Source organism: Streptomyces sp. NBC_00224 (genome assembly GCF_041435195.1).
Taxonomy (GTDB): Bacteria; Actinomycetota; Actinomycetes; order Streptomycetales; family Streptomycetaceae; genus Streptomyces.
Map to the genome: position 1 here is coordinate 2524093 of NZ_CP108106.1, position 17951 is coordinate 2542043.

The following is a 17951-nucleotide window of genomic DNA, read 5'->3' on the forward strand; positions in this document are numbered from 1 at the left end:
ATCCGACAACCGGTATGGGCGGTACGAGGACGGTCCCGGCGATCGGTATCGCGACCCACTAGCGGAGGGGGCACGAGTGCGCGGTCGGGTGCGCGCGGCCGACGGGCGGCATCTGACGGTGGAGCGCTTCGGAGACCCGCGGGGCAGACCGGTCTTCCTGCTGCACGGCACCCCCGGCAGCCGTCTCGGCCCCGCACCCCGCGGCATGGTGCTCTACCAGCGCCGGATGCAGCTGATCGCCTACGACCGGCCCGGCTACGGCGGCTCCGACCGGCTGGAGGGCCGCAGCGTCGCCGACGTCGTCCAGGACGTGAAGGCGATCGCGGACAGCTACGGCCTGGAACGCTTCGCCGTCGTCGGCCGCTCCGGCGGCGCCCCGCACGCGCTGGCCTGCGCGGCCCTGCTGCCCGAGCGGGTCACCCGGACCGCCGCGCTGGTCACGCTCGCGCCCCGGGACGCGGCCGGGCTCGACTGGTTCGACGGGATGACCGCCTACAACGTGGAGGAGTTCACGACCGCGTCGGTCAACCCCGAGGAGTTCGCCGCCCGGCTCATCCCGCGCTCGGACGAGATCCGCCGGAACCCCATCCAGCTCCTGGACGAGCTGCGCCGCGACCTCACCCACGCCGACCGCATGGTGGTCAAGGACGCCGGGGTGCGGTCCATGCTGCTGCGCAACTACCAGGAGGCGCTGCGGACTTCGGCGTACGGATGGATCGACGACGCGCTCGCCTTCTGCGGCCCCTGGGGGTTCGACCCGGCCGACATCATCGGCGAGGTGCTGCTCTGGCACGGCGTGAAGGACGTGTTCTCGCCGGTCGGCCACTCCCGCTGGCTCGCCGAACGCATCCCGGGCGCCACGGCCGTCCTGGAGCCGACCGCCGCCCACTTCGACGCCCTGCACGCGCTGCCCGACATCCTCACCTGGCTCATCGAGGAGGACTGAGAGCCTGTCTTTGACCTCCGGCGGTACACGGCGGAGGGAACCGGTGCGATCACTCCGGTCGCACCGGTCGTCCCCTCACATCACACCGCGAGCGGCTCCAGGTCCCGCTGCACCCTGCGCTCGTCCCTGGCGATCCGGACGAACGCGTGCTCGTCGCCGAGCAGTCGCTGCAGCTCCTCCACGGCCTCCGCCCGCACGTGCAGCGCCTCCTCCTTGCGGCCGAGCCCGTCGAGCGTCACCGACATGTTCGCGGCGCAGGCGAGCGTCTCGGGGTGGTGCGCTCCCAGCACCTCCCGCAGCCGCGCGACCGCGTTGCGCTCGATCTCCAGGGCGCTCTCCAGATCGCCCATGTCGGCCTTCACATTGGCCAGGTTGACGGTGGCGAACAGCGCGTGCGGATGGTTCTCCCCGAGTATGTCGCGCATGGTCCGTATGGTCGTCTCCAACAGGGTGTCGGCGGAGTCGAGTGCCCCGCAGCCCCACTGGTAGATGCCCAGGTTGTTGCTGGCCGCCAGCGTGTACGGGTGCCGCTCCCCCGGCACCTTGATGTACTGGTCGACGACCTCCTGGGCCGCGTCCCGGGCCGCCGCCGAGTCCCCGGCCGCGAACAGGTCGGCGGCCATGTTGAGGTCGCAGGCCAGCCAGTCGGGGTTGGCGGAGGTGTACTTGGCGCGGTAGCGGTTGCGGGTCGCGGTGGTCAGCCGGCGCGCGTCGTCGAGCCGGCCCGCCCGGCGCAGCGACACGGCGAGGCTCTTGGCCGCCGCCAGGGTGCCAGGGAAGGCCCGGCCCAACTGCTCCTTGTAGAGGTCGTACGTCCGGCTGAGCAGCGCCACCGAGTCCTCGTAGCGCCCGATCTCCCGCAGGTCCCGCGCCAGGTTCATCGCGGAGGAGAGGGTGTACGGGTGCTCCGGGCCGAGCACCTCGGTGCGCCGGTCGTAGACGTCCTGGTCGAGCTCGCGGGCCCGGGCGTACTGGCCGAGCATCCGCATGTTCAGGGCGAGGTTGTTGGCGGCGGCGAGCGTGCGCGGGTGCGACTCGTCGAAGATCTGCCGGAACCCCTCGTGCGCCTCGGTCGCCAGCTCCATCGCCTTGCTGTACTGGCCGAGCGCCCCGAGGTCCATCGCGAGGGCGCTGGTGGTCATGTACGTGTGCGGATGCGTGGCGCCGAGCACTTCCGTCTGGCGGGCCAGGGTCTCCTCGTCCAGCTCCATCGCCTCGACGTAACGGCCGCGCGAGCGAAGGATGTTGGAGAGGTGGAAGCGCAGGTACAGGTACTGGAGGTCGTTGGGCCCCAGTTTCTCGCGCCACTCCTCGCGCAGGTCCTCGGCGAGGTTGGCGGCCGCGTTGAAGTCACCGCGCTTCCACAGATAGCGCACGCGGTCGATGAGGAGCCGGCGGGTCTCCGGCTCGTCGCACAGACGCGCCCCCGACGGGGTCAGATGCGGCCAGATGGTGTTGAACTGCGCCCAGGTCTCCGGGTTGTCGATCGGCTCGTCGGCGTCCGGCCGGGCGCCCGCGAGGATGCGGTGCACGGCGTGCCGGGCGTCCATCTGCTCCTCGTCGCTCAACTGCGCCCGGATCACCGCCTGGACGAGCCGGTGCACCTGGATGGAGCTGCCGACCTGGTCGACCTTGGCGAGGGCGAACCGGCCGATCTCCCGGATGACCCGGCCGAGCACCAGCTTCTCCTGGAGCGTGGCGTCGTACGGCTTGAGCGCGTCGATCATCTCCTTGCTGTAGAGGAGATTGGCGGAGATCGGCTCGGGCGCGAAGAAGGCGCAGAGCTGGAGCAGCCGGACCGCCGCGGGCGATCGCTGCTTCAGCCGCTCGATGGAGACGTTCCAGGTGGCGGCGACCGGCTCGGGGTATCCGGCGGGCTGGTTGAGCGCGAGGACGCTGGGGGCCTGCTGGGCCAGCTGCTCCAGATAGGCGGCGACCGGCGTCGCGGTCTCCGCGATCCACGCCGCCGCCTGCTCGACGGCGAGCGGCAGGTCACCGACCGCGGTGGCGACCTGGTCGGCGTCGTCCACGGTGAGCCCGGGGGCGCGCCGCTGGAGGTGCTCGATGGACTCCTCGCGCAGGAACACGTCGACGGGCAGCGCGTCGCCGTACTGCGACCAGGTCTGGTTCCTGGAGGTCACCAGGACGTGGCCCGGGCCGCCCGGCGGGAAGAACCGCTTGAGCTGCTCGGGGTCGTCCGCGTTGTCGAAGACCAGCAGCCAGCGCGAGGTGGGCACCCCGCGCCGCAGCAGGTCGATGGCCTCGCGGGAGGCGGAGTTCATGTCGTCGCCGCCCTGCACCCCGAGCCGTACGCCGAGCTCGGCGAGGCCGGCCACCACGTCGTCGGGCTGCTCGGCGGAGATCCACCAGACCAGGTCGTAGTCGGCCATGAACCGGTGGACGTACTCCAGGGCCACCTGTGTCTTGCCGACGCCGCCGAGTCCGTACAGCGTCTGCGGCTGCGGCAGGACGACGGCGAGGCCGCCGCCGAGCTGGTCGCGCATCCGCTCCAGGACCAGCGAGCGGCCGGTGAAGCCGGGGTTGCGCGGCGGCGCGTTCCAGATCTTGGGGACGGTGCCGGGGAACCGCGGTCCGGGCGCCACCCCGTCGCTGATCTGCACCGGCCGCTCCAGGGCGCGCAGCAGCGCGGTGGTGGCGTGCACCTCGTCGAGCCGGAACAGGTCCACCGGGTTGCGGTCGATGTAGGGCGCGGTGAGCCGTACGTCTCCGACGCGCAGCGGCAGCAGCTGGCGGCGGGCACCCGAGGGGTCCTCGGCGGCGGCCCGGGACCAGATCTCCACGGCGCGGGCCGACTTGAGGTAGGCGCTGGAGATCAGGACGACGGTACGGGCCGCGTTCTCGGCGGCGACCGCCTCCCCGTCGGCGCTGCTGGGCTCGGCCGACACGTCGCGGGGCACCACCCGGAACCCGGCCCGGGTCAGCACGGACTCGATCCAGTCGGCCCACATCCGGTTCTCGGCCACATAGCTGAGGAACAGATCGGCCGGAAGTGCGGGCCTGCGGCGGGTGAAGGCGTCCCGGATCCGCAGCCGGATCTCCTCGTTGACGGTCGGCATCGAGGTGATCCGGCCCTCGGTGACGACGGAGGCGAGCCGCTCGAAGGCGGAGAGCAGCGAGTTGGAGAGCCCGGCCTCGTCGCCGAAGGTCGCCAGCGTCTCCTCGTAGGCGTAGTAGGGGCGGTACGGGATCTCCACCGCGCCCCAGTACGCGGTGAGTTCGTCGCCGGAGAGCCCGGCCGGGAAGCGGTCGAACTTGAGGCGGGCGAGCGCCCGGCCGGCGTCCGCCTTCTCCTTCTCGCCCTCGTCGATGCGCATGGGGACGGGCAGGATGCGGATGTTCTGCCCGCTGTAGCGCTCGTCTATCTGGCGGGCCACGGAGGCGGCGCCGTCTATGGACTGGTCGCTGAGGGTGAAGCAGTCCACCAGGACGTCGGGGAGGTGGACGGTGCAGATGTCGGCGATGTCGCTGAGGCCGGTGCGGCTGTCGATCAGTACGTAGTCGTAGTTCTCCTTCATGTCCTCGCGCAGGGCGTCGAAGAAGTGGCCGCCGCCGAGCCGGTCGTAGAAGTTGTCCCAGTCGAACGTGGAGACGGTCGCCGAGTACTCGCGGTTCTGCCGGCCGGCGGAGACGAAGTCCAGGGTGCCGCCGTCGGGGAACTGCCAGCCCAGGGCCTCGGGTGTGAGCGAGACGGCGTGCGGCTGGATGCGCGCGTAGTCGCGGTGCCAGTCGTCCGAGCGCGGCACGGGACTGGTGGCGGCCCAGGCGTATTCGGTGATGAGATCGATGACCCCGGTGGTGGCACCGAGCGTCGAGGGGTCGAGGAAGGGGTGGAAGAAGCGGTGCAGCCCCGGGGCCTCCAGGTCCCAGTCCACCGCGAGGACCCGCTTGCCGTTGGCGGCAAGGATCCAGGCCGTGTTGGCGAGGGCCATGGTGCGGCCCGTACCACCCTTGTACGAGTAGAACGTGACGATGCGTCCGTCACGACTGGCTGTCATCCGTCTCCTCCGCATCGGGCGCGTGATCGAGCCTGTCGGGGATGTACTGCGTGGTGCCGAAATCGGTGCCCATCGGCCCGACCAGGCGCGGCCGTTCGGTGTGCCCGCCCCCCGCGGGCGGATAGACCGTCGCGTGTCTCAGATACTGCTGTGCCGCCGCCTCCACGACCTGGGGCAGTATCTGCCCGAAGGCCTCCATGCTGGGTACGCCCTTGGCTGCGGCCCGGCACGCGGCCCGCCCCTGGCGCATCTTGGACGGCATGGTCTCTTCCAGACGGTGCGTCAACTCCACCTCCGATGCCCGGCTCTGGGTGTCGTCGCGGTTCCAGGGGACGACCACGCTCACCCAGGGCCGGTGCTCGGCGTCGAAGGCCGCGAGCCGGGCGCGCCGGTCCTCGTCCTCCAGCGCCCACCGGTCCACCAGCAGGACCTCGGGCCGCGACGGCGGCTGCTTGCCGTCGAGGTGCAGCACCTCCTCGTCGAAGGAGGAGACGGTGGTCTGGTAGTTGAGCGAGCGCACCATGTCCTCCGCCACCAGCGCCAGCGGCCGGGCGGAGATGGGGTGATAGGGATTCCACTCCAGCGGGCTCTCCCCGTAGTACGCGTCGTCGCGGCCCTCGGGCAGTTCGTGCCGGGTGGGCGCGGCGACGGTGACGTGCATGGGGCGTGGGCCCTCGCTGGGGGCCGCGCCGAAGGCGCTGGGCGCCAGCCGGTAGTCGACGTGGCGGCCGGGCCTGATCGCGGTGGCGTCGGCGACGCTGACGATGCGTTTGGCGAGCTCGTAGACCGCGCGTTCGTACTCCTCGGCGAATATGCGCAGCTTGATCAGCCCGTAGAGGCCGTCGGTGACGTAGCGGTCGCCGAAGGCCCGGTGGTTGAACTGCAACCGCTCGGCGGGCCCGGGCAGTTGCTCGGGCGGGACCGGCACCCACAGGGCCGGCACGATCGCCTCGGCCGGGCGGTTGGTGTATGCCTGGTGCTGGATGGTGCGCTGCTCGAACGCGTACCACTCACGGCCGCACATCTCGCTCGCGAAGTAGCGCGGCGAGAACAGCGGCACGAACACCCGGCAGGAGGCGAGGACTTCGCCGAGGCGCTCCGACCAGCCCTCGCCGGACCGTATCTCCCGGTCCATGAAGCCGGCGGGCGCACCGGCGGGCAGGTCGGTCATGGCCATCACATGGCCGCAGAGATCACGGAAGAGCCGCTCCACCCACATGTCGGGGTCCGGGCCGCCCGCCCCGTACCTCGGCGTGTGCGCGTAACTCAGAAAGAAGTAGGGCCGATGTTGGTCGGCCGGACGCGGCTGCGCTGATGCGTGCACACGACCCCCGTCCTGCAGTATTGAAGAACATCATTCCGGAGCGCACGGCGCTCCATCCCCTCACCGTTCGGTCAAACAAGGCCGCTTTTCGGTCATCCAGTCCACCGCATGGTCCACCGCCCCCTTGATCGAAAACAACCGGGCGGTTCTCCGTCCCAGCTGCCACTCTTTGCGCATTTCTTCCGGAAGGTCGGCCCCGACCGCCTCGAAGTCGCTGTCGTCGAGATCGACGTCGGGATAGTGGAACCATCCCCGACGCCCACTCTCGTCCCGCACCACACAGCTGTACAGCTTCTTGGGCGGGTTGCGCAGATACCGGTATTCCGCGAGGTGAAAGGCGCTGCAGACACCGAATCCCACATTGATCATGAGTACCCGGGCCCCGGCGCGATACAGCGCGCCGACCGGCGACTTCTCGCCCAGATGACAATCGGGTTCATGCCCCTCCATCAGCTCCAGGGCACGGCAGCCCCAGGCAGCGAAGGACGTCTGGGGATGGGTGCTGCGCACCGCCCCTTCCGAGGTGCGCACCCACTCCGCCAACCGGCCCATTCCCTGACTTCGGGTCCGGTCCGGGTCGAAAGGCTCCATTCTGCGCTTGAAATCCTTGTACGCGGCCGGATCCCGCAGCACGTTCCTGCTCCGCCGCCGGTGGGCAGTGGAGGTGAGCGAGTTCTCCGCCGTGAAGGCCGGGACCACCAGGGTGCCCTTGAGCCGACCACCGACCACCGTCTGCAGGGCCTGCCCCAGCACGCGCGGGCCGTGCCCCAGACCGCTCATTGAGGCGTGCACGAGCAGGGTGTCCCCCTCGTTGATCCCCATGGCGACCAGGTCGTCGAGTAACGCGCTCTCCAGCACTGCTTGGGCTCGCTCATCCACGGGCTGCCTCTTCCCACTCCACCAGGACGTCGGCGACCAGGCTCTTCCCGCCTACGGTGAGTTCGGCCGCCCCCTGAAGAGCTTCCAGCGCCCGCCGGGTCTCCGCCAGAGTGCGTGCACTCCTGTCGTACGCGGCGACCGCCACCCGCTCATGTGTTTCGGCCAGCAGGACCGAAACCGGCACCGGCTCTTCACGCCAGTCGGCCGGGTGGAGCCAGCCGCCGTCCAGGGCGTACAGGTCCGCCACATCGCGCAGGGCCCGGAACCTGGCCCTGCGGAAGCCTCGCAGCAGCCCCAGCGCCAACGCGTCCCCCGTGAGCCCCACGGGCACCCCCAGTGCCCCGTAGCCGTGCCGCCCGGCCACCGGTTCGCCGGCGCCCGCGAGCGGGGTGAGCGTGGTCAGCGCGGCGGCCGCGGCGGCCGCGTGGCCCGGCACAGTGGCCGAGAGCAGCCCCCAGGCGGCGCCCAGACGCCCGCTCCACTCGTCGGCCTCGGCGAGACCCAGACGCGGCAGCACCTGTGTGCCGAAGCAGTCGCGGTACGGGTCGAGGTCGTCGAGCGCCGGATCGGGCGCCCCGTCCCGGCCGAGGCCCCGCACCGGCAGCCAGTCGCCGCACGGCTCGCGCGGGCACTCCACCTCCAGCTCGAAGCGCTCGCCCCGGACCCGGAAGCCCTTCTCGGCCGAGACCACCCGCGCGCGGCCGGACTCGCCCGGGGCGCCGACCCTCAGCTCCCCGAGGGTGGGCAGCACCAGCCTGCCGTCCGCGTACCCGACGGTGACGGGCACGTCGAGCCTGCCGCGGACGGCGGCGGCCGCGGTGTAGGCGGCAAGGCGGTGGGCGTGGGCGACGGCGTCGGGCCGGCCCGTGCGCAGCGCCTGAAGGGTGGTGAGCAGCCAGCCGCGCGCGTACGGATGCGTCAGCACCTCGTCGAGGCCCGGCCCGTCGACTAGGGCGGTCAGCCGCCAGGCCTCGGCCCACTCGGGACCGCCGCGTCCGGCCAGATCGGCGTGGAGGCGGGCGAGCAGGGTGCGGGTGAGTTCGTGCTCGGCCGCGACGAGTTCACCGGGGTCGGTGACGGCGCCGGGGACGAGGCGGGCGGCCGTGCGGGTCTCGATGCCCCGCACCAGCGCCTCCAGGTCCGCGCAGTAGACCGAGGGCCCGTCGAAGGCGCCCCTGCCCGCCGTCTCGTTCGCCGAGCGGTAGCGGTGGGTGTAGAGCCCGCCGCCGCAGGAGCGGACGACCGGGCACTGTCTGCACTCGGGTCCGACCCCGGCCAGGCCGAGCTGGCGCACCCGTACCCCTGGATGGGCGGCGACCTCGTCGAAGGAGTGCCGGAAGACGTCAAACCCGGTGGCGGCCGCGCCTTCGTAGGCGCTCTTGAGCGAGTCGACCTGTTCCAGGGTGCCGTCGGTCTCCACCACCACGAGGTCGGTGGGGGCCAGGCCCAGGGACTCGGTGAGGCTGGGGCCGCCGTTCAACGTCGACAGTACGGACTCGAACAGCCGGACCGGAACCGGTCTGCCCTGTTCCTCCCACCGGTCGAAGACCGCCAGGATCCACTCGGCGTACTCGGTCGGGGAGCCGCCCGGCCGGGCCGGGGGCGCGTCCCAGGTGGCGTGCGGCAGCAAGTAGTCGATGCGCGGCGGGTCCAGGGCGATGAGCGCGTCATGGACGGTGACCGGGTCGTTGGCCACGTCGATGGTGCAGAGCAGCCCGAGGAAGAGGTGGCGGTAGCGCTCGCTGCGGAGCAGTTCGACGGCCTTCAGGACCAGGGGATGGCTGGTGCGGCCGTCGGCGAAGCGGCGGTGGCGGTCGTTGGCCGACCGGTCGCCGTCGAGGGAGATGCCGACCCTGACGCCGAACTCGTCGAACAGGTCGAGGTAGCGGCTGCTGAGCTGGAGGCCGTTGGTGTGGATGCGCAGATCGAGCTCCGCGACGCCGTCGAGGGCGGCGGTCAGCTCCTCGCACACCCGGCGCAGCCTGGCGGGGCCCGCCAGCAGCGGCTCCCCTCCGTGCAGGATCACTGACACGGAGGGCAGTACGTGTTTCTCGGCGTGCTCGGCCAGTCGCCGGGCCGTCCATGAAATCGCCTCGTCAGAGATTGCCTTGGGGCGGGTACGCCAACTCTGATCAGGGGCTTCGTAGATATAGCAGTGATCACAAGCAAGATCGCATCTGCTGTGAACCTTGAGCACGATCTCGCGGAATGGGACCACGGGTCCAGTCATTCCGCCAGTCTAGAGCTCTCCGACAGACTAGAGAGCCGAGTTGAAGGTCGACGCCTGCACGGGGCGACCGATCGACGAGGGCAGCACGCGGCCGAGCTTCCTGGCGGCGTCCGCACCGCGGACGTCGATGTCTGCCAGGGGCACACGGCTCTTCTTCGCAGGGGCGAAGGAGAGAGAATTCACGGAGGTCTTCACGGCCGTCCTTGATGGGTAATTCCTGCATGTGGACAGTGGTACCGACGACATGCACCGTTGCAGTGTCGGCGGCACGACTTTACTCTCTTGGCCACTGTTGGCAACTGAGCACGACCGCTTGCCGCAAACGCGTGACCCAGCATTGGCGGAAGGTGTACGGAACGGGTCGTTCCATCGAAAGAGTGATGACTAAAACCGCAGACAGGGGTGGATGTGACGGCGATTCCCGGTCCTCTGCAAAGCATGGTCTTCCGCAACGCCGACCTGCCGGGTCTCTTCCATCACGCGGACTCACTCGCGATAGGGCGCCAGCGGGCCGCGGTGAACAGCACCCGCTGGCAGTTGTGCCTGCTGGTGGTGGGGGCGGCGCTGGCGGCACTGCCGTGGAAGATGACGCTCGGTGGTGACTTCCAGCTGACCAGCGCGCTCAGCGCACTGGCGTACGCGGGGGTGCTCGCGGTGAGCTTCCGCGCTGCCCGCGGGCATGCGAAATCGCATTGGCAACTGAACCGTTCGGCGGCCGAGTTCATCAAATCCATGTGCTGGCGCTATGCCGTGCACGGCACCCCCTTCGATTCCCAGGCACCCGATCCCGAAGGTCTGTTCACCCTCCGTCTGGAGGAAGGACTGCGGGAGTTGCGCAAGGTCGGCTGGCGGGATCCGCGCGAGGACCGGGCGTCGGGCCTGGCCGATGTGCCCCTCATCACCGCGCCCATGCGGGAGTTACGGGCGAAGGCGTTCACCGTACGCAAGGAGACCTACGTCCGGGACCGGCTGATCGAGCAGCGCAACTGGTACCGGCGCCGCCAGGAGGCCTCCAAGCGGGCCACCGCGCTGTGGACCTCGGCAATCACCCTGCTCACCGTTCTCGCGTTGCTCTTCGCGACGCTGCACATGTTCGGCGCGGCCCAGGACGTCAAGGTCGCCGGGCTGCTCTCGGCCGCGGCGGCCGCGTGTCTGGCGTGGAGCGAGATCCGCCGCCACCAGCCGCTGATCTCGGCGCACTCCCTGGTGGAGCAGGACCTCAAGGAGATGCACGTGGCCATGGAGAACACGGTCAGCGAGCGGGAGTGGCCGGGCGCGGTCTACGAGACCGAGCGGGTCGTGTCGCCCCAGCACACCGACTGGCTGGTCCGGCTCCGCAGTTGATCGCCCCGGACGGGGCGCTACGGGCGGCGCACCCCGTCGCACCACACCACCGTGACCGACTTGCCCAGGCCACGGGCGTACTGGACGATGTCGCCGGTGCCGCCGAGCCCCCGCGCGGGCTGGCCGTCCCAGACGGCGACCAGACGGTCGCAGTTGTCCGCGATATAGGCGCCGGCCGCGTAGTACGCCTCGTCCGTCGCGTGCGGGAAGTCCATCCGGACCTCCTGCGTGGCCTGTCCCCTCAGCCCCTGGTAGCGGGCGAGTTCGGCGGCGTCGGCGAAGCCGTTCTCGTAGTCGCCGCTGGGAATGACCACGGTCAGGGAGGCGCCGCACTCCAGGGCGATGGCCGCGAACAGCTGGTCCGCGCCGACCGCGAGGCTGGAGAGGGCCTCCAGGGAACCGTCGTGTCCGCACAGCAGGCTCCGCAGACAGGTGCGGATCTCCCCCAGCGCCTCGGAGGGAATGTCTCGGTGACCGGTCACTCCGATGCGTTTCACTGACTCACCCCGTGTGTCCGGTCGCCTCTCCGCCGTGAACATCCTCCCAAAAAGGCGCATCGCGTCCAGTCATGGCCGCCGTATGTGCACAGGGAACGAGCCCCCGCCCGATGGCCGGACGGGGGCTCGCCGCTGCCGGGGCAGCGAGGTGATCAGCCGTCAGAAGAGACTGACGCCATAGGCGTTCATGGCCTCGACCACGGGCTGGAAGAAGGTCGTGCCGCCGGAGGAGCAGTTGCCGCTGCCGCCGGAGGTGAGGCCCAGCGCGGTCGAGCCGGCGTAGAGCGGGCCGCCGGAGTCGCCGGGCTCGGCGCACACCGTGGTCCTGATCAGGCCGTACACGATGTCACCGCCGCCGTAGTTGACGGTGGCGTTGAGCGCGGTGACCCGGCCGCTGTGGATGCCGGTGGTCGAGCCTCGCCGGGTGACCGTCTGGCCGACCGTGGGGTTGGCCGCGCTGCTGATGTGCTGGCTGCCCACGGCACTCGGGTGGGCCAGCGAGGTGTTCGTGTACTGCACGAGGCCGTAGTCGTTGCCCGGGAAGCTGGTGCCGACCGTCGGGCCGATGCTCGTCGCGTGCGAGGAACTGGTGTACCAGGGCGGCTTGCCCTCGGTGCAGTGACCGGCCGTCAGGAAGTAGTAGGTGCTGCCCTTCTTGACGTTGAAGCCGAGGGAGCAGCGCCAGCTCGGCGCGTAGATGGCGTCGCCGCCGGAGAGCAGCTTGCTGAACTTGCCGGGGGTCCGCTCGACGCGTATGGCGGACGCGTTGGCTCCGGCCTGCCGCTTGATCTTGGCTATGTCGGCCTTGCTGACGGTGGAGTCGGCGGTCACGACCAGCGTGTGGGTGGCGGGGTCGACGCTCCAGGCGGTGCCCGCGACGTCGGCGCCGAGCACGGCGCTGCTCGCGGCGGAGAGTTGGGTGGCGCTGAACACCTGGGACGGGGTGGCACTTGCGGTGGGGACCGCGAGTGCGCCGGCGGCGAGGAGCCCTGCGGTAAGGGCGACTGCCTTGGTGCGTCTCGCGAGACCGCGGTGGCGGGTGGGGGTGGTGCGCTTGATCCTCACTTCTGTTCCTCCCGAGGGGAATCGAGGGGCCCGAGTTGGGTGGGGGGACCCCGTGAGGCGCAGCCAGAGCTGACGGCAGCACTGTTGAGCGCAAGCCGTGCTCCTGACAAGCGCTTGGGAGGGAGTATTCGGCGGCCCGGCCGTCGGGCGCAAGGGCGCCTTTCGGCCGGGCCGTTGGGGTTTGCGAGCCCGCGGGTCAGCGGGTGAGGACGGTCCGCTCGCCCGCCGCGACCGCCGCGTCGAGGGTGTTGCCCGGGGGCGGGAAGGGGCAGATGAAGTGCTCCGCGAAGGCGCACGGAGGCAGCAGTGCGCGGTTGAAGTCCACCGTGAGCCGTCCTTGCGCATCGGGTGCGCCGGGGCGCAGGAAACGGAACCGGAAGCTCGAATCCCCGCTGGTCGCATCGGCGAACACCGCCCAGAGCGCGCCGTCGTCCTCGACCGCCACCTGGAGGGTGTGTTCCCGGCCGTCGAGCGCGAACGCGAGCTCCCCGCCGAGGCCGAGCCCGCGCTCCACTCCGTCGGCGTTCGCCACCCGTACGGTCCGCGCCTCGTCGTACGGGCGGAAGGTGGCGGGCACCGCCCAGCGCGCCTCGTACGGCGTCGCCCCGATGCCCGCGAAAGCGCGTCGGCGCTCGGCCTCCGGGTCCCAGACCCGCACCGCCCACAGCCCTTCGCGGCGCAGCACCACGAGCCGCCGCGCGCCCTGGGCCAGCCGGGACTCACCGATGGGCGTGTGGTCGGCGGTCAGCCGCACCTCGCCGCTGAAGGGCTCTGAGTCGAGGGCGATCCCGTCCTGCGCGGCGGCCGTGAGCACCACCGCGTCGTCGTCTTCGCGCCACTCGCCCGGCACGGCCGGAATTCGCCCCTCCACCGCGTCGGCGAGCCAGTGGGTGCCGGTCAGCGCCAGCGGACCGTAGGGCGCCGAGACAGTCTCGATGCGCCGTTCGTGCCAGTTCTTCCACTCCTGTGCCGCGTCCTGCGGATCCCTCGCCGCGTCCGTGCTCATGTGTTCAACCCTTCCGTACGGGGGTGGGCAGCCCCAGGTGCGAGCGCAGTGTCGGGCCGGAGTATTCCGTACGGAAGACCCCGCGCTCCTGCAGCAGCGGCACCACCCGGTCGACGAAGTCGTCGAGTCCGCCCGGCGTCAGATGCGGGACGAGGATGAAGCCGTCGGCGGCGTCGGCCGTCACGAACTCGGTGAGCTGGGCGGCCACCGAGGCCGGGGTCCCGATGAACGACTGCCGGCCGGTCGTCTCGATGACGGTCTGCCGGATGGAGAGGCCCTTGGCCTCGGACAGCGCCCGCCACTTGGCGGCGACCGCAAAGGGGTCGCCCACCTTCACCCGGCCCTTGACCAGTTCGGACTCCGGGTCCGGGTCGATCTCCGGAAGCGGCCCGTCGGGGTCGTAGGCGGACAGGTCGCGGCCCCAGATCTGCTCCAGGGCGACGATCGCGTTCTGCGCGGAGACCTGGCGGCGCCGGATGTCGGCGGCCTTCTCCTGCGCCTCGGCGTCGGTGTCGCCGAGCACGAAGGTCACCCCCGGCATGATCTTCAGATCCTCGGGGCGCCTGCCGTACTTGGCGAGCCGGGACTTCACATCGGCGTAGAACTCCCGCCCGGCCTCCAGGGTGCCGTGCCGGGTGAAGACGATGTCGGCGGTGGAGGCGGCGAACTCGCGGCCCTCGCCGGAGTCCCCGGCCTGGATGACGACCGGGTGGCCCTGCGGGGAGCGCGGGACGGTGAACTCCCCCGATATGGAGAAGTGCTGCCCCTGATGGGCGAACGGACGCGGGGTGCCCTCCGGCGTCCAGGAGTCCCACAGCTCACGGGCGGTGGCGACGAACTCGGCGGCCCGGGTATAGCGGTCGGCGCGGTCCAGATAGCCGCCGCGCCGGAAGTTCTCCCCGGTGAACGCGTCGAACGAGGTGACCACGTTCCAGGCGGCGCGCCCGCCGGAGAGGTGGTCGAGGGAGGCGAAGCGCCGGGCGAGCTCGTAGGGCTCGTTGAAGGTGGCGTTGACGGTGGCGGCGAGGCCCAGGTGCTCGGTGACGGCCGCGAGCGCGCCGAGGACGGTGAGGGATTCGGGGCGGCCCACCACGTCGAGGTCGTGGATGCGCCCCTTGTGCTCGCGCAGCCGCAGCCCCTCGGCGAGGAAGAAGAAGTCGAACCGGCCGCGCTCGGCGGTGCGGGCCAGATGCACGAAGGAGGAGAAGTCGATCTGGCTCCTGGAGCGAGGGTCGGCCCACACGGTGGTGTTGTTGACGCCGGGGAAGTGGGCGGCGAGGTGCATCTGCTTGGTCATGACGGGCTCCCGGCGTGCGCGTACTGGTTGGCGGCCCGGGCCAGGCCCAGGTGTTCGCGGAGTGTGGCGCCGGGGTAGAACCGGCGCAGTAAGCCCCGGTGCTGGAGCACCGGTACGGTCCCGTCGACGAGCAGCGCCAGATCGCGCTCGGGCTCGGCCGGGCGCAGATGGAAGCCCTCGGCCGCGCCCTGCTCGTACCAGTCGCCGATGAGCGTGGCGAGGCCGACCGCGTCGGCGGTGGTGTGCAGTTGGACGGGGAGCGAGACGAGCACCCGCAGCCGCTCGGGGTCGCGGCCGTGGGCGCGGGCCCGGTCGCGCAGCTCCTCGCGCAGTTCGCGGGCGGCGGCCGGGTCCTCGGCGCGCACCAGCGCGATGTCGGCGTGCCGGACGGCGGCCGCGCGCGGCTCGGGGGCGGTCGCGTCGATCACCGTGACGGGGTGGCCCTGCGGCGGCCGGGGCACGATGGCCGGGCCGCGCACCGAGAACGTACGGCCTTCGAAGTCGACGTAGTGCAGCTTGTCGCGGTCGATGAAGCGGCCGGTCGGCTCGTCGCGGATCTCGGCGCCGTCCTCCCAGCTGTCCCACAACCTGCCCGCCACGTCCGCGACTTCGCGCGCCTCGTGCCACAGGTCGGCGGCGGGCGCGGCGGGGCGGCGGCCGAAGAGCGCGGCCTCCGCCTCGGTGGTGGACACCTCGGGGCTCCAGCCGGCCCGGCCCCGGCTCACCCAGTCGAGGGTGGCCACGGCCGAGGAGACGTGGAACGGCTCGGTGTGCGTGGTGGTCACGGTGGGCACGAGGCCGATCCGCTCGGTGGCGGGCGCGACCCGGGCGAGCACGGCGAGCGCGTCGAGGCCCGGCCGGGCGAAGGAGTCCCCGAGCGTGACGAAGTCCAGGGTGCCCCGCTCGGCGAGCCGGGCGAGGGCGGTGTAGTGGCGGGCTTCGTAGTGGGGCGAGCCGCCGATGTCGGCGGCGAGGTGGAGCGGCCGGGTGGGCGTACGGGGAGGAGGCATGTCGGTTCTCCTTGCGGGGTGCGTCGGGATCAGAGGATCTTGGCGAGGAAGGCGCGGGTGCGCTCGTGGGGCCCCCTTCACGGGGTGGCGGGTGGAATGCGGTACGGAGGTTGCGGCGCCGGTTCAGGCGCTGAGCGGGCGACACGCGAGGTCGCGCAGGAAGCTCAGCGCGGCGCGCGCACAGGCGTCGTTCTGCCGGAACGCGGGCCCGCCGGTGCGGGGCCGGGTGAAGGCGCCGGACACCCGCGCGGTGGTGTGCGGGCCGAGCGCGAAGCGGCGCGGGTGCGGGCGCCCGTCGCGGTCCAGGACCCGCCCGTCGGCGGGGTCCACGGTGAGCAGCCCGCTCGCGGTGATGCCGGCGCCGTCCCGGTGGAGGGCGCGCAGCAACGGGCTGCGGGTGCGCTCCGGGGACGGTTCGGGCAGCCGCGCCTCGACCAGGGCGCGCGCCTCGGTCCACTCCCCCGGCACACTGGCGCCGCCGGCCCGGAAGACGCCCTTGTCCTCGTCGCGCTCCACGGTGATGCCCGCGCCCAGGAACCGGACGACCCCGGCGTCGGAGAGCGCGAGCAGTTGGCGCAGCCGGGGGCCGGGCGGGCCGGAGGCGAGGTAGCTGAAGAACCCGTGCCACCGGCCGCCCACATCACCGAGCCGCAGAAGCTGCCCGTAGACGGAGAGCAGCCCCAGGAACACCGCCAGGTCGGGGCTGCGGGCCTGGTCATGACGGCGCGTCAGGTCCTGGTTGATGTAGGCGCGCAGCCCGTCCTGGAGGGCGTCGGACGACGCGAAGCGCACTCCGTCCAGGGGGTGGTCGAGCGCCTCCAGGTCGAGCCGGTCGGCCGGGTCGGGGACGGCGGCGGCGACCAGGGCGTGCAGCTCGGGGCTTCCCGCCCCGGCCGCCGCGTACTTCTCCTCGAAGTCGGGCCAGTCGACGGCCGTACGCCCGGGGTGGGCGGTGAAGAGGCGGTGGTAGTGCGCGAAGCCGAGCTCTTTGTCGATGAGCGGCCACACATCCCGCCGGAAGTTGAGGCGGCCCGGCCGTTTCAGCAGCTCGTCGACGGCATCCGGCCCGAAGAAGCGTGGCAGCGGCGGCCGTTCGCCCTGCCAGGTGTACCCGATCTTGGAGTGGTAGGGGACCCCGCGTCGCGAGCCGACGTGGAGGACCGGCTCGCGGCCGGACGGATGGTAGGTCCCGCTCTCGTCGTAGCGCCCGCCGCGCCCCTCGGTGAGCAGCACCATCAGGTCGACGAAGGCGAGCCCGAAGCCGCGCACGATCACCGCTTCGCCGGGGCCCAGGGCCGACAGGTCCGAGTCCGCCGTGAAGTCGGGCGGCAGGTGGACGAGCCCGTGGCGTACCGCGAAGTCCGTCAACTCCCGCTGCTCGGCGTCCGGTTCGGCGTCCAGATGGCCGAGGGTGAGCACCACCAGATCGGCGCCCAGCGGCTCGGCGCGCCCTTCGAGCCACACCTGCTGGCGGCCCTCGCGCGGCCCGCCGATCCGCAGCACCCGGGTGCGGTGCTCGTGGACGGTGACGGCGGGGCCGAGCTCGGCCACCGCCTCCTCGTACACCCAGCGCAGATACGCGCCCTGCGCACGCCGACTCGGGAAGGTCTGCCCGTCGATCCCGGCCCACTCGGCGAGGGTGGGCCCCGGACGCACCGGGCCCTCCTGTACGACCGTCTCGTCGGTGAACATGGTGACGTCCTCGGCCATGGAGTTCATCCACAGCAGCGGCGACTGCTCCTCGCGCCAGATCCGGCCGCCGCCCGGTGGATAGGGGTCCACCAGATGGACCTCCAGCGGCTGGTCCCCGTACAGGCCGGGGAGGTTGGCGGCGAGCCGCTCCAGGAATCCGGTCCCCCGCGGACCGGCTCCCACGACGACGAGGACGGACGGCGGTTTCGGGAAAGGCTGCTTCGGGAGGGGCAGGGGCATGCGAAGGCTCCGTGGATGCCGGGATCGAACACGGTGATGCCTTCACGTACACAGCGCGGACCAGCCCCTCAGCACGGTCCGTTCCCGAGGCTATGCGGTGCGTACGGCCGGTTGTCAAGGCTGTCCGCACTGTGAGCGGTACGTCTCACGGCAGTTGACGCGGATACGGATGCCTGTTCCACTTGGGCCATGCATCCGCAGCAGTGGCTGGTCACGCGCTCCCACATCGACTTCGGTCGAGTGTGGTCCTCCTCCTGTTGAGCCGACCGCCCGCACGGATTTCCCACGGCGCCCGCGCGCGCCGTTCTCCCGCGCCTTCACACAGCTGACACCGCGCACCCCTCCCCTCGCACAAGTCGCACGACTCGCACGCCCGCGTCACCGCGTCACCGATGTCACCCACCG

At 71.5% G+C, this 17951-nt stretch carries 13 protein-coding genes; 2 read left to right on the forward strand and 11 right to left on the reverse strand.

The genetic code is table 11. The features are described from left to right. Window positions 1–76: 76 nt before the first annotated feature. A complete protein-coding gene (locus OG965_RS11265) occupies window positions 77–946 on the forward strand; it encodes an alpha/beta fold hydrolase (RefSeq protein WP_371651704.1) in 870 nt (289 codons plus the stop codon). Window positions 947–1026: 80 nt separating this feature from the next. On the opposite strand, the gene fxsT is transcribed toward OG965_RS11265, so the two are convergent. From fxsT to fxsA, 5 genes are read right to left on the reverse strand one after another with little or no spacing between them, the layout of a single operon-like run. Beyond that, window positions 1027–4962 carry an FxSxx-COOH system tetratricopeptide repeat protein gene (gene fxsT, locus OG965_RS11270; protein WP_371651706.1) on the reverse strand — a complete coding sequence of 1312 codons (3936 nt, stop codon included), beginning with the start codon at window positions 4960–4962 and terminating at the stop codon, window positions 1027–1029. Then, a complete protein-coding gene (gene fsxC / locus OG965_RS11275) occupies window positions 4946–6286 on the reverse strand; it encodes an FxsC protein (protein ID WP_371651709.1) in 1341 nt (446 codons plus the stop codon). Before fsxC ends, fxsT begins: the two co-directional genes overlap by 17 nt. Before the next feature lie 60 nt (window positions 6287–6346). Next, on the reverse strand, window positions 6347–7165 hold the full coding sequence (locus tag OG965_RS11280) for an aminoglycoside N(3)-acetyltransferase (protein WP_371651710.1): 819 nt from the start codon (window positions 7163–7165) through the stop codon (window positions 6347–6349). Next, window positions 7158–9395, reverse strand: coding sequence for a radical SAM/SPASM protein FxsB, inactivated metallohydrolase extension form (gene fxsB / locus OG965_RS11285; RefSeq protein WP_371651712.1), 2238 nt, complete (start codon window positions 9393–9395; stop codon window positions 7158–7160). The genes OG965_RS11280 and fxsB overlap by 8 nt, the downstream gene beginning before the upstream one ends. A 27-nt stretch (window positions 9396–9422) precedes the next feature. Next, window positions 9423–9539, reverse strand: a complete 117-nt coding sequence (fxsA, locus tag OG965_RS11290) for an FxSxx-COOH cyclophane-containing RiPP peptide (protein ID WP_371651714.1) — start codon at window positions 9537–9539, stop codon at window positions 9423–9425. A gap of 294 nt (window positions 9540–9833) precedes the next feature. On the opposite strand from fxsA, the gene OG965_RS11295 reads away from it, so the two are divergent. Next, a complete protein-coding gene (locus OG965_RS11295; RefSeq protein ID WP_371651716.1) occupies window positions 9834–10739 on the forward strand; it encodes a DUF4231 domain-containing protein in 906 nt (301 codons plus the stop codon). Window positions 10740–10756: 17 nt separating this feature from the next. Here the strand turns inward: OG965_RS11295 and OG965_RS11300 are convergent, their stop codons facing one another. From OG965_RS11300 to OG965_RS11325, 6 genes are all read right to left on the reverse strand, one after another. After that, window positions 10757–11236: a hypothetical protein gene (locus tag OG965_RS11300; RefSeq protein WP_371651718.1), complete on the reverse strand. Its 480-nt coding sequence runs from the start codon at window positions 11234–11236 to the stop codon at window positions 10757–10759. Window positions 11237–11395: 159 nt separating this feature from the next. Then, the gene (locus OG965_RS11305) at window positions 11396–12301 is read right to left on the reverse strand and encodes a S1 family peptidase (RefSeq protein ID WP_371651720.1); all 906 of its coding nucleotides are present in this window, start codon (window positions 12299–12301) and stop codon (window positions 11396–11398) included. Window positions 12302–12497: 196 nt separating this feature from the next. Next, window positions 12498–13307 (reverse strand): DUF1684 domain-containing protein, encoded by an 810-nt coding sequence (locus OG965_RS11310; RefSeq protein WP_371651722.1) that lies wholly within the window; start codon window positions 13305–13307, stop codon window positions 12498–12500. A gap of 4 nt (window positions 13308–13311) precedes the next feature. Next, window positions 13312–14604 (reverse strand): NtaA/DmoA family FMN-dependent monooxygenase, encoded by a 1293-nt coding sequence (locus tag OG965_RS11315; protein WP_371651723.1) that lies wholly within the window; start codon window positions 14602–14604, stop codon window positions 13312–13314. Then, entirely contained in the window at window positions 14601–15614 is a 1014-nt protein-coding gene (locus OG965_RS11320; RefSeq protein ID WP_371651725.1) for an LLM class flavin-dependent oxidoreductase, read from the reverse strand. The genes OG965_RS11315 and OG965_RS11320 overlap by 4 nt, the downstream gene beginning before the upstream one ends. A 123-nt stretch (window positions 15615–15737) precedes the next feature. Beyond that, window positions 15738–17546, reverse strand: coding sequence for an FAD/NAD(P)-binding protein (locus OG965_RS11325; RefSeq protein WP_371651727.1), 1809 nt, complete (start codon window positions 17544–17546; stop codon window positions 15738–15740). Between the last annotated feature and the right edge of the window lie 405 nt (window positions 17547–17951).